General features: G+C 43.3%; 12 protein-coding genes and 1 tRNA gene. 3 read left to right on the top strand and 10 right to left on the bottom strand.

Annotated features, from left to right (window positions below):
* Positions 1 to 15: 15 nt before the first annotated feature.
* From AC59JO_RS20080 to AC59JO_RS20065, 4 genes are all read right to left on the bottom strand, one after another.
* The gene (locus tag AC59JO_RS20080) at positions 16 to 1,419 is read right to left on the bottom strand and encodes a RagB/SusD family nutrient uptake outer membrane protein (protein WP_497307467.1); all 1,404 of its coding nucleotides are present in this window, start codon (positions 1,417 to 1,419) and stop codon (positions 16 to 18) included.
* Between the two features lie 11 nt (positions 1,420 to 1,430).
* Positions 1,431 to 4,958, bottom strand: coding sequence for a TonB-dependent receptor (locus AC59JO_RS20075; RefSeq protein ID WP_497307465.1), 3,528 nt, complete (start codon positions 4,956 to 4,958; stop codon positions 1,431 to 1,433).
* Between the two features lie 163 nt (positions 4,959 to 5,121).
* On the bottom strand, positions 5,122 to 6,255 hold the full coding sequence (locus tag AC59JO_RS20070; RefSeq protein ID WP_497307463.1) for a FecR family protein: 1,134 nt from the start codon (positions 6,253 to 6,255) through the stop codon (positions 5,122 to 5,124).
* A 74-nt stretch (positions 6,256 to 6,329) separates the two neighbouring features.
* Positions 6,330 to 6,926, bottom strand: coding sequence for an RNA polymerase sigma factor (locus tag AC59JO_RS20065; protein ID WP_497307461.1), 597 nt, complete (start codon positions 6,924 to 6,926; stop codon positions 6,330 to 6,332).
* Between the two features lie 376 nt (positions 6,927 to 7,302).
* Here AC59JO_RS20065 and AC59JO_RS20060 point away from each other — a divergent pair, with 376 nt between their 5' ends.
* Entirely contained in the window at positions 7,303 to 7,653 is a 351-nt protein-coding gene (locus tag AC59JO_RS20060) for a TIGR03067 domain-containing protein (protein ID WP_497307459.1), read from the top strand.
* 47 nt (positions 7,654 to 7,700) lie between these two features.
* Here the strand turns inward: AC59JO_RS20060 and AC59JO_RS20055 are convergent, their stop codons facing one another.
* From AC59JO_RS20055 to AC59JO_RS20030, 6 genes are all read right to left on the bottom strand, one after another.
* Positions 7,701 to 7,838 carry a hypothetical protein gene (locus AC59JO_RS20055; protein ID WP_497307457.1) on the bottom strand — a complete coding sequence of 46 codons (138 nt, stop codon included), beginning with the start codon at positions 7,836 to 7,838 and terminating at the stop codon, positions 7,701 to 7,703.
* Positions 7,839 to 8,087: 249 nt separating this feature from the next.
* Positions 8,088 to 8,167 (bottom strand) — tRNA-Leu (locus tag AC59JO_RS20050).
* A 19-nt stretch (positions 8,168 to 8,186) separates the two neighbouring features.
* The gene (hscB, locus tag AC59JO_RS20045) at positions 8,187 to 8,711 is read right to left on the bottom strand and encodes a Fe-S protein assembly co-chaperone HscB (protein WP_497307455.1); all 525 of its coding nucleotides are present in this window, start codon (positions 8,709 to 8,711) and stop codon (positions 8,187 to 8,189) included.
* Between the two features lie 68 nt (positions 8,712 to 8,779).
* Positions 8,780 to 8,968, bottom strand: coding sequence for a hypothetical protein (locus AC59JO_RS20040; protein ID WP_497307453.1), 189 nt, complete (start codon positions 8,966 to 8,968; stop codon positions 8,780 to 8,782).
* A 101-nt stretch (positions 8,969 to 9,069) separates the two neighbouring features.
* Entirely contained in the window at positions 9,070 to 9,456 is a 387-nt protein-coding gene (locus AC59JO_RS20035) for a hypothetical protein (RefSeq protein WP_497307451.1), read from the bottom strand.
* An 83-nt stretch (positions 9,457 to 9,539) separates the two neighbouring features.
* Positions 9,540 to 11,171: a carboxylesterase/lipase family protein gene (locus AC59JO_RS20030; protein WP_497307449.1), complete on the bottom strand. Its 1,632-nt coding sequence runs from the start codon at positions 11,169 to 11,171 to the stop codon at positions 9,540 to 9,542.
* Positions 11,172 to 11,316: 145 nt separating this feature from the next.
* Between AC59JO_RS20030 and AC59JO_RS20025 the strand changes: the two genes are divergently transcribed.
* A complete protein-coding gene (locus tag AC59JO_RS20025; protein ID WP_413667654.1) occupies positions 11,317 to 12,063 on the top strand; it encodes an NUDIX hydrolase in 747 nt (248 codons plus the stop codon).
* 164 nt (positions 12,064 to 12,227) lie between these two features.
* Positions 12,228 to 12,668 carry a VOC family protein gene (locus tag AC59JO_RS20020; protein ID WP_413667653.1) on the top strand — a complete coding sequence of 147 codons (441 nt, stop codon included), beginning with the start codon at positions 12,228 to 12,230 and terminating at the stop codon, positions 12,666 to 12,668.
* Positions 12,669 to 12,689 lie beyond the last annotated feature (21 nt).

Below are 12,689 nucleotides of genomic sequence, written 5' to 3'. Positions count from 1 at the left end.
TAACCCGCTGTTAATTTAATATCCGGAATTTTGTTTGATAGCCGGATCGGTATTGACCTGTGATTGAGGAACCGGCATCAGCAGGTTATGCTGATCGATAGTGATTAGGATGTTATTGTCCTTAAACCATTTGTTCATCACGGTGACAGCCGTTCCGGTACGAAGCAGATCGAACCAGCGATGCCCCTCTCCTATCAGTTCCAGCCTGCGTTCCAGTGCAATGGCATCGCGAAGATCGGCCTGGTTAGTAGCCGTCGTATTTAACAAACCGGCACGAGTGCGAATGCTGTTCAGGTAAGTTGCCGCCTGGGCGGTGTTCCCTAACTCGTTTTCTACTTCGGCCATCATCAGTACCACATCCGCGTAGCGTAAAACCACAAAATCGCTCGGACCATCGGTGATGATCGTGGTTGGTGCGGTAAGCTTATTATCAAATGGAGCGCCGGTTGGGGCCAGGGTAACATACACGCCTTTCCGGAGATCGCCGGCAGCGTACAAATTGTACAGGCTTAAAGTAGGCAGGTTATGACCTTTGGCACCGGTAACCGTAGCAGATGGGCTAAATTGCTGAAACATGATACTTCCCTCCGAATTGCCATTTAGACCCGATGTGAATTGCACGGCAAAAATGATCTCCTTATTGTTTTCATTACTTACTGCAAACACATCCTGCGGGCGGGTGAGCAACGCGTGTTTACCCGAATTAACAACTGCCAGCAATTGTGTTTCGGCATTAGCATAATCCTTCAGTGTCAGGTAAACCTTACCCAGCAAGCTTTCTGCAGCGGTTTTAATCACCCTTCCAGGTTGGCCGGGCACTTCCGGCAGTAAAGGAATAGCGGCTGTTAAATCGGCCTTGATCTGATCATACACTTTGGCTGCAGGCTGACGGCCTAAACCAAAGTACTGGTTAGGGTCGGTAGTTTCGGTGGTTACCAATGGCACATCGCCGTACAACCGCACTATATTAAAATACAACAATGCCCTGATGAATAACATTTCGCCTTTGCGGGCCTGTTTCACCGCCGGATCCGTATAGGTGATCTTATCTATCCGGTTTAATACCACGTTGGCTTTCTGGATCCCCTGGTATGCATCGCGCCAGGTGGTTTCTATAATATCGTTTGATGGTATGGTTGTAAACTGATCAAGCTGGCCGTAATTACCACTATCATTAGATGGTACCTGGTCATAAGTATTATCGGAAGGAATCTCGGCAAATGCAGGCAGATACAATCCGTAAAGGCCGGTTGACTGCAATGTTCCGTAAACGGCGGTTACATACTCTTCGGTTTCGGCCTGGTTGGTCATGAATTTGCCGAGGTCTTTAGAGGTAACTGGATTTTGATAAAGCTCCTTTTTACATGATGAGGCAGTTACCGTCAGCACTGCCGCTATGATGATGTATTTAATTTTCATGTCTGTAACAATTAAAATGTAACATTAGCGCCAAAAATGAATGACCGGGCAACCGGGTAGTTTGCATTCGACAAGCCATCCGTAAGCACATTGCCGCTGGTAGCATCAGGATTGTAGCCCCTGAACTTTGTCCAGGTAAACAGGTTATTGGCCGAGCAGTATAAACGGATATGGCTGATCTTAACTTTTGAGGTTAAAGCCTCCGGCAGATTGTAGGCCAGTTGCGCGTTCCTTAACCGCAGATAATCGCCTTTGTAGTAAAAGATGCTGGCCGCACGGGTAAGTCTCCTGGCCGATGATAAATTACCAAGATTGGGCTGCGCGTAGGTTCCGTTTGGATTATCGACAGGGTGATACCTGTTTTCAAAATAATAAACGCTCGGCATAGAAAAACCTTCGCCCGAATCATCGAGGGTGGCTAAACCGTTGTCATATATTTTACGGCCATAAACCCCGTTAAAAGCAACGTTAAGTTCAAAACGCTTGTATGCAATATTGGCGCCGAAGCCATAGGTAAATTTAGGGCTGTATGTTCCGTAAGATACCTGGTCGCGGCTGTCAATTACGCCATCATGGTTGGTATCCGCTACTTTATAATCACCTGTTAAGGTACCTGCCAGGTGCGGGCTGTTGTTGATCTCATCCTGTGTTTTATAGATACCAATAACGTTATAGCCATACATAGCCGCAACCGGGCCACCTACTTTGGTAATAAAATTACTTGCCGGCCCCTGTATGATTTGAGTTTGCCCCGGGGCTAAGGCCAGTACCTTATTCACGTTAGTAGCCAGGTTGGCGTTAAAACCTATTTTGAATGGCCCGGCGTTAAGGTTATTGCCCGACAGCTCAAACTCGAAACCATGGTTGGCCACTTTGCCGATATTCTGGATGGAGTTGGTAAAACCCGATTGCTCAGGAATAGGCACATTCAGCAACAGATTTTTAGTGGTGCTTTTATAATAATCGGCCACGAGATTGAACTTTTGGAAAAAAGCCAGATCGATACCAATGTCGGTTGAGTTTTTAGTTTCCCAGGTAAGGTTGTTGTTAGCCGTAGTTGTAGCAGCGAAACCGGGGCTCAGCGTACTGCCGAAAACATAATTGTAGTTATATTCATTAACTCCGCCATTGGCAGATGCCGAACCGATCAGTGCTTTTGAACTGTATGATCCAATCTGGTTGTTACCTGCCGATCCCCGGCTTGCGCGGATCTTGGCGAAGGTCAGTACTTTGTTTTCAGGAAAAAAAGATTCTTTACTCAGAATATAACCTGCAGTTACCGACGGGAAGTTACCCCATTTATTGTTATCACCAAAGCGTGATGAACCATCCCTTCTGATGGTTGCGGATAACAAATACTTATCGGCATACGCGTATTGTAAACGGGCCAGGTATGAGACCTGGGTCCACTGGTAGCGTGATGACACTACGCTAAACGCGCTGGCACCCGCAATATTGGTAATATTGTCATCGGGGATTCCTGAGCCGGTTACAGCAGTATTCGCACCGTTTTCGGATTGGAAAGTGTAACCCGCCAAAATATCAAAATCATGGCGACCGATGCTTTTGGAATAATCAACCGTGTTTTCGGTAATGTAATTGTAGGTATGCCCGTTAGTTTCAATAGCCGAAGCCGGTTGCGGCGCTGCTGCACGGTATCCGCCTACATCTGATGGCCTGTAATAATCATAAAAATTGCTCCTGATATCTGTACCCAGTACTGTTTTAAATTTAAGCCCGGCTAACGGTTCAAAAATCAGGTAAGTGTTTCCAAACAGGCGGGTATCCTTCAGGTTATTTTTAATCTTGGTAGCCAATGCAACGGGGTTTTCGCCCAATGCGCCGTCTTCAGGTGTATTGCCTTTTATCTGCTGACTTATAGCTACCGAACCATCGGCATTATAAGCCGGAAAAAAAGGATAGCTAATGGTAACATCACTCACAACATCATTGGAGTTATTAGCGTTATTATTAAAGTATTTTTCCTTGTTAAACGATGGGTTTATCGAAACACCGTACGTAAACATTTTGGAGATTTTGGATTCAACCTTGATGGTACCGCTATATCGCTCCAGGCCGTTATTAATCACAATACCATCCTGCTTAAAGTAATTGGATGACGTATAATAATTGGTTTTGCCCGATGATCCGGAAACTGACAAATTATAACTGCTCATTGGCGCCCTGCGAAATACCTCGTCGAGCCAGTTGGTGTTGGTAAGCCCCTGCTTGCCGTCAAGGTAAGGTTGCAGGTAATTTAAACGTAGTTCCCTTAACGATGCCCCCTTTGCAACCCTGGTGGCGCGGTCATCATTAATACTCCTGTTATTCGGGTCTTTTGATACATAACCCCAGTCGCGGGCTTCTGTAAAATAAGTGGCCGCCTGGTAGGCATCAACGTATTTCATGTTATCATGTCTTTCCTGGAAACCTGAATATATATCCAGCGAAACCTTCACCTTATCGCCGCTGCCTTTTTTGGTGGTGATGAGGATAACGCCATTTGCAGCCCTTGAACCATAGATTGCAGCCGAAGCCGGATCTTTCAATATATCCAGTGTTTCTATATCCTGCGGATTGATAGAGTTGAAGCTGCTGCCTTCTGACAACGGAAACCCATCTACAACAATAAGTGGTGACCGGCCCGCTGTTAATGTACCGATGCCCCTGATCACGATCTGCGGATCGGTTCCGGGTTGGGCCGAAGCATCATTGATCACTACCCCTGCGGCCTTACCGGCAAGCTGCTGGGCAAAGCTGGCACCAGAGTACCTGTTTAACTCGCCTCCTTTTACGGTGGTTATCGCGTCGGTAATTTTTTCGCGCGATTGCTTGCCGTAGCCAATAACTACCACCTGATTTAATTGACTAACATCGTCATCAAGCGTGATAGCCAGCACTGTACGGCCGTTAACAGGTATTTCCTGTTTTTTATAACCAACAGAGGTAATTTGTAAAATGGCTTGTTCTTCAACTACAATCTTAAAGTAGCCATTTCCATCAGTAACCGCCGATGATTTGCCATCTTTAACCGTTATGGTAACGCCGGGCAACACTGCACCTTTACCGTCTTTCACCGTACCGGTTACAGTTATCGGTTTAAGGTTTTGAGCCGTACCTGAATTTAGGGCATTGATAACAATGATATTATCTACTATTTTATAGGTTACAGGCTGTTTCTTTAAAACCATATCAAGCACATCGGTTACCGGAACATTTTTTACATCGATGCTGACTTTGCTGAGGGTACTAAGCAGTTCAAGCTTGTAAAAGAAATTGTAATTGGTTTGTTTTTCAATGTTTTTAAAAACGCTCTCCAGGCTAACCTGCTTTTGAGAGAGGCTGATGTTTTGACTATAGCCGGCAGCGCTGATCTGCAAACAGGCGGCAAGCATTAACAGGGTAATCAGTTTCATGCGAATGAGCATTGATTGTATCCGGGACATACCCGGATTGTACTTTACAGGTGTTGCACCTGCGGGCATTGTTTGTACCGGCTGATAATACACAGACCGGCGGCAAAGCGTATAAAATTGCATACCTTTGTAATGGTTAGGGTTACTTGTTGATTTAGTTGGCAAATTATTTGAATAAGCCTGCCCCAATCGTTGCCGGATTGTGCTCGAACACGTTCCGGCTTTTTTATGGGCAAACTTTTAAAAGCGCCGGCCTTGCCGGGACATTTTTCTGTTTGGTATATTCCTATTTAACTATAATCTTTCCCCCTTCAATTGTAAAATGCATTCCACTTAGTTCCAGCACCTTCAATACCTTTGAGGCATTAACATTCCTGGAAATTTTACCATAATAATGCCCCGGCTGTACTTGTCCTTCATACCTGACCTCCACATCGTACCAGCGCGAAATCTGGTTCATGATAGTTTGAATATCAGCCTTATTAAACTGAAAAAAACCGTTTTTCCAGGCAACCACTTCGCCCATATCGATGTCATTGCTTACGGTCAGTTTATTTTCGGTGCTGAGCTGCGATTGTTGCCCGGGTTTAAGTAAAACCATGTTATCTCCGTTGGTTACTTTCACACTTCCTTCAAGCAACGTAGTTTTCACAGTACCTTCATCCTGGTAGGCGTTGATATCAAAATGGGTACCTAACACAGTTACCTTTTGATTTCCGCTGCTGACGATAAATGGTTTATTCTTGTTTTTGGCTACTTCAAAATAAACCTCCCCGCTAATCTCTACCTGCCTGTCATTACCGGTAAACGCTGTAGGGAAGTGGATTGATGATGCCGTATTAAGCCATACCCTGGTGCCATCGGGCAATACTACCTGGTACTGACCGCCTTTAGGGGTACTAACTGTATTGTATAAAGTAGCTGCAGCCTGACCGTCCGCCAGATTATCTGTACCGGGACGATATTCAACCTTGCCCTCTTCTTTTTTGTTGATAGCTGTTATACCCTGATGGGCTAATAATCCTTTGTTACCGCCTGTTAAACTTAGTTTTGAACCATTTGCCAGCGTGAGCACCGCTTTGTTGCTCCCCGGCAGGAAGTCGTTCTTAACGACATTGTTATTTACCAGATTTTGTTTTGGAGACTGCCGGTAGAAATAAAGCCCAACAGAAAGGCATAATAAAATACTTGCCGCCGCGGCGAAGGTTGGCCAGTATCTTTTTTTCCTGGTTATGGATGGAATATCTTCGCTACCCTCAGATGAAGCTTCAAATGCAAGAGCATCCTTACTCAGGGCTTCGGCCAGGTATTCGTCGAGTTTTCCTACATTAAGCAAATGCGCAAATACTTCTAATTCGTCATCGCTCATCTGCTTTTCGAGATACCTTTTTACCAGTTGCCTGTAGTACGCTTCTTCCATTTAATCGTGGCTTTAATACCAAGACTTTAAAAGCTCAAAACAGGGTAGCAGAAAAATGATTTTTTCAAAAAAAATTAATGTTTGAAAACAACGGCAAGCAAAACACTGAGAGAAATGCCAAGATCAGCTTCAACTTTTGAACTTAACACCTTCATGGTAAGCACCATATGATTTTTGATTGCATTACGGGAAATGCCTAATTCTTTGGCAGCCTGATCATAAGTTTTCCCTTGCTCCCGGCAAAGTGCAAAAATCTCTCTCGAACGCTGCGGCAAGGAGGCGAGTACATTTTCTATAAATAACAAGTACTCTTTGGTAAGACGCTCCTCTTCTACCGTATTACGGTATTCGGTAATAGTAGCCGAAATCTGGCTGATAGCGCTTTCTGTACGAAAAGCGGCTTTTAAATTATCCAGTGCCTGGTTTCTGGCTGCGGTAAACAGATAGGCTTTAAACGATTGTACATTTTTGAGCTGCTCACGCTTATTCCATATTTTGATAAAAACATCGTGCGTTGCATCCTCGCTTAAAACCGCGCTATGCAGGTATTTTTGCATAAACCTGTTTATCTGCACGGCATAACGGCCATACAATTCATTATAAGCAACCTCATCTCCGCAGGCAAGTAATTGCTGCAATTCAAAGTCGGATGATGATTGTGCTGGCTGCATGTTGGAAATGATGTGGTGTGCTGCTCCCTCGCAAAAGAAGGTTTATAATATTACTTTATTGTTAAGCTATTAAAAAAGTCTCTTAATTTAGATCCAAGATGCTGTCTGCAACAAACGCATGACCTTAATATAAAACTTATGGTAATTATTCTTAATACTATTGTTTACATATGCTTTACGATAATCGATAGATTTTTTGATATTAAATGCAGCATGAAGAAGAAGTAACGACATCCTTGCAAGAGCACATCGGTGTCAACTAACCAATTTAAGCAGAATTCAATAGCTACAGAAATTCAATTAGGGCAACACCGCGATGCAAGCTACTTCTATATGTAAGATTTTTATAATCTAAAGCGTATAACTTTTTTTTAGTATGGCAAAAGCTCTAACAACTCTGAATGGTACCTGGCTTGCAATTTACCAGGAATTTGAAGGAAAAGAAATTCCGTTGAGTAAATTTGAGGGACAACAATTGAGTCTAAAGGAAAATACTTATTCTGTGATTGGCGCTAAGGTCGATGAAGGAATAATCAAAGCGAACGGGCAAAATCTTGACATTTATGGAACAGATGGTGCAAATAGAGGCAGGCATTATTCAGCAATTTATAAAATAGAAGATAACCATCTAACTATCTGTTACAATCTTGCAGGCGATGCCTATCCCCGAGAATTTACAACGAATGGAAAGGCGCAGTTTTTCCTTTCAAAGTATAAGCGGTCCTAAGTTGAAATTTACCTTTTCTTCTTTTGACTGCGCGGAATTCGAACAAACTACTGGAACAAATGCGTTTTTGAGCGAATTGGATCACTTTTAGCAATCCCTAATTGTTCATCAATCGAACCGGCGTTTAAAACACATGTCCGATTTGAATGAATTAGAGCGATAGCATCTGATGAAAGCTCTTTCATGACGGGTTCTGATCTCGTTGTTGACGGCTGGATTAGCAACGTTTAATTTGCCAGGTGCGAGTTGAATTGCCTATACAGGGGTATTTTGCAAAGGTAACGTCACTAATCATAAACGCAGCCTAACGGTTTGCAGGATACGGAATAGCATTACTGGGGCATGTCAAAATATCCATCCAATCGATGGCCAATATCACCAAAACTCGTCAATAAAAAAAGTTGTCAACAAAGTTGACAACTTGCCTAAAATAGTACCCAGAGCCGGAGTCGAACCGGCACGGTTTCCCACAGGTGTTTGAGACCAGCGCGTCTACCAATTCCGCCATCTGGGCATTTTGTAAGTGTGTTCCCTTACAAGCGGGCTGCAAATGTAGATAAACTCTCCTTAATTCGCAACAAATATTTTTGTTTATAGTAAATATTTGCAATTTCTATCCGGCGGCTTTCTTTAGCAATGTCGTCCAATTCTTCGTAGTCTTTGGTCAGCTTCGCCAGCTCTTCATTCATATCCCCCTCAATAGCAAGTGTTTCTGAAGTTATGGTTGCTAATTCGTTGGCGTCTTCCACTTCCATCAGGCGTTCATTAATATACATCATTTCCATTAAAAAATCTGCAGGTAATTGTGGTTTGGCGCCTTCAGATACCAGGTCATGCAGTTTTAAAATGTATTCTAAACGCTTAGCGGGGTCGCCAAGTGCCAGATAAGCCTTGTTGTTTATGGTCGACAGTTCTAAAATCTCCTGTTGTTTCGTCTCATCCTCGTTGGCATAAAAATCGGGATGATAAAGCTTGCTCAGCTCGTAAAACTTTTTCTTCAGCAAAGCCTGGTTAACTTTAAAAGACTCAGGGATGCCATAAAATTCAAAATAGTTCATAGCGGCAAAGATAACTATTAACGGGCTATTCATACCGCTATGAACTTCATGCTTGAGTAAGTTATCTGCTATTCGTAGGGCTTTTCCTGGTCGGCTTCACTTTTCTTTGCCATTTCTGTCGCAGGATGCTTATCAGCAAATAGTTTTCTATCTTTAGTTAAAGTGGGAGCCACTCCCAATATTCCTATGCCCGCAACAGCCAATATCATAAACATGATAAGCCCGCAAAGCCTCATGAGCCTTTTAATTTTTTTCATCTTACATCATAAAAATGATGGGCACAGCCCTTATAGGGGCCGCCACCCGAATAATTAAAATGGGGTAATTACCTTTTGGTAATCAAAAAGGAAAGATTATCCTACAAAGGATAGCTATCATCGGCGGAATCTGAACCGAAAACCTTAATAAAAGAGTGATATTTGATCTGGTTATTTGGTATGAACAACCATGATGTTTGCTTAACCACAGTATGAGTTTGAAGGCTATGCAAAAAACTTAAAGCAAGCAGGCTACACGTTCCGGAAATTAAAGCCGAAATGGTATTTCGGTTGACTCCCTTTAAAGTAGCACTGTATAAAATTGATTTGGAGATCCTATTGGTATAACCGGCAACTAATGTTGTGTGCGGCTTATCAAACCTGTTTGACGTTTGAATAGCAGGCCCCGAAAACGTAAAAAAGCCAAGCAGTATAATAGCTGTTAGTAGCCATTTAGACAATACGCTTTTCACCGGGATCAATTTCATTGAATAAATATAGTGAGATTACTTTACAAAAAAGGCCCCTGCGAAAAATCACAGGAGCCAGCCCATACATCTGAAAAAAAATCTTATTTCATGTAATCTTTATCTAAAAACAAATAACGCGCGCGGTTAACTTCCGGCTTTTCTTCACTTTTAACATCTATATTCATGAATTTAACATTATTGTTATCTGTAATTGCCGACCATTTAGGCAAGCCTGCGCCATTAGGGTTTGCCTTTTTTATAAAGTTGGCAAAGTAGTTTTCCATAGTTTCGGATACCTTGAAGTCATCAGGGGTCCAGGCATAGGTTTTATTTCCGGCCAGGTTACCCATAGCATACTCAATTTCTGAAGCATGTGCTGCTCCTACCGGCGGTGGCATTTTAGGGGCAGGTTTGGCTGCATCACCTTTAACTACCCCACCTGCAAGTCCTGGAGTAGCGTTGCCCATTGAGGCAACCATCGCGGGGCGAACGCGTGAAAACAAGTAACGATAAACCGGCTTCCCTCCTGTTTGCACCTGCAGATCGGCCCATTTCCATGTACTGTATACAATAAAGCGATCGCTTGATAAATCGGTGGCTACTTTAATTACTTCCCCGTCATTTGCAGCCGGATATAGCTTCAAAGCTTCTTCGGCCCTGTCACCATATAGTTGCTTTAGCGTTTTGGTGTAATTTTCAAGCGTTGGGGCATCTCCGCGCATCATAAACTGAAAAGGCACTTCGGCCGAGTTCCACCCTACCAGCAATGGCACTTTAGCCTGCTCGCCTGCCATAAATATTTCGGGCAGCGATTTCGGTAACAAGTAATTATCAATGGTGGCCGACATTGGCGGCGTACCGGGTTTAAAGGCATCATTCAATAGCTGTTCGGCGGGTATAGCCCGTAAATCAGCCAGGGTATTTGCTTTTTCATTAGCGGCAAACTTAACACCGTTTTGTTCCGCATCAGCCAGCGGAATAGGGAAAAGTGTTGGTTTAATACCTGCTCCGCTTTCGCCGATAGCGCCCGCTATCAGATTTTTTGATAAGGGTGAAGCCATTTGTACCGACACAGAAATGGATCCTGCAGATTCGCCTGCTATGGTAACCCGTTTAGGATCGCCACCAAACGCAGCTATATTTTTTTGTACCCAAAGCAAAGCCAGGTGCTGATCAAGGTATCCATAATTGCCAGATGAATGATTAGGAGATTCCTTTGTTAATTCCGGATGCGAAAAGAAGCCAAACACACCAAGTCTATAATTTACGGTTAAAGCAACAATGCCTTTTTTAGCCATGCTCTCACCATCATAACGCGACTCCGACCCATCACCGGCCATCAAGCCGCCACCATAAAAATAAACCAGCACCGGCAGTTTTTCTTTTGATGATTTTGCCGGTGTCCATACATTAAGGTACAAACAGTCTTCGCTCATGCCTGATGACCTGAACCCCATATCGCCAAAAATTGGCTTTTGCATAGGGTTATGGCCAAAATGATCGGCCTTTAAAGTACCCTCCCAGTTTTTGGCGGGTTGGGGCTCTTTCCAGCGCAAATCGCCAACAGGTGGCTGGGCAAAAGGAATACCTTTAAAGCTTAAAACGTTTGATGCTTCACGCGTGCCCTCAAGCACACCGGTCTCAACGGTTGTTTTGTTTGCAGATAGCTGCGCCATTACCCTTACAGAGGCTACCTGCGCAAGCAACAGCATTACTAAAATTGGTTTCTTCATTATTGGTTATTTGGTTTGTAGCGAATGTATAAACGAGCGAATAAGGATAGCAGACCTTATTGTAACATAATGATACAATAATAAAATATTTAAGTTCACATTTCAAATTTTTTTGTTACTTGTGCAATCATTTTTTTAGGACTGCATGAATAAAGAGTTTGAGCAACAGCAAAGTAATATCAGTGGCGAAGGTTTTTTGCCCGGTTTGGCTATCGACACCGTTATTTTCGGGTTTCACGATAACCAGTTAAAGGTATTGCTGCTATCCTATAAAAACTCATCATTATACGCCCTGCCCGGCGGTTTTATTCATGATAACGAAGATGTAAATCAGGCAGCCCGCCGGGTTTTGGAAAGCCGCACGGCATTGAGCAATATCTATCTGGAACAGTTTTATGTATTTGGTAACTACAGCCGTTATGACCCTGCACCACTTAAAGCCATAATGAAAGCCCGGGGGTATGAACCTCCTCATAACCATTGGCTCCTGAAACGTTTTGTTTCAATTGGTTATTATGCCCTTGTTGATTTCACCAAAGCTGTGCCTGCACCAGATGAAATATCAGATAGCTGCGATTGGTACAGCCTCGACGAATTACCAGTTTTGATGCAGGACCACAATCAAATTATCGATAAGGCCTTAGAAACCCTCCAAAACAATCTTGATCAAAAGCTTATAGGCTTTAACCTAATGACCGATGAATTTACTATGGGCGATCTCCAGTCGCTTTACGAAACTATTTTGAACAAAAAACTTATCCGCGCGGCTTTTCAACGTAAAATGCTGGGGCTTGGCATTTTAGAACGGATAGCCAAAAAATGGACAGGCGGTGCACATAAAGCACCGTACCTGTATAAGTTTATCTCAGGTAAAGTACAGGCAGGTAATTAACGGAAGACTATGTTTTCCGGACCTCGTTGTGTGCTTTGAGGCAAATTATAATGTCGCAATTAACCCCTTAACATGTCTTAATACCACCCTCCTGTATAGGGGCTACAAACCTTATCTTTACTTTATAAAATCACTCAATTATAAATCAAAAACAATCAGACATCATGTTAGTCGTAAATCCTTATTTAAACTTTAACGGTAATACCGAAGAAGCATTTAACTTTTACAAATCGGTTTTTGGGGGCGAATTTGCCGTAGTAATGCGTTTTAAAGATGGTCCGGAAGCATCAAAACTTGCCGAAAAAGACCAGAACAAGCTTATGCACATTGCACTGCCACTTGGCCCGGGCAATATGCTTATGGGTACCGACGCTTTGGGAGTTGAAGAAGGCGGTATGGGCTTGGTAACCATGGGCACTAACTTTTCGCTTACTATCAGTTGCGAATCAAAGGAAGAGGCTGATAGGTTTCATGCCGGTTTATCAGCCGGACAGCAAAGTGGTGGCCCGATGCGTGAAGAGTTTTGGGGCGACTACTTTGGTTGGATTAAAGATAAATTTGGCATCAGCTGGATGATCTCCTACAATCCCAACCGTCCGCAATAATTAAAAAACAATCAGGGATGC

This window comes from Mucilaginibacter sp. A5337 (genome assembly GCF_059690695.1).
Note: the sequence above shows the minus strand (reverse complement) of the source record. Positions and strands in the feature narration are given on the sequence as shown.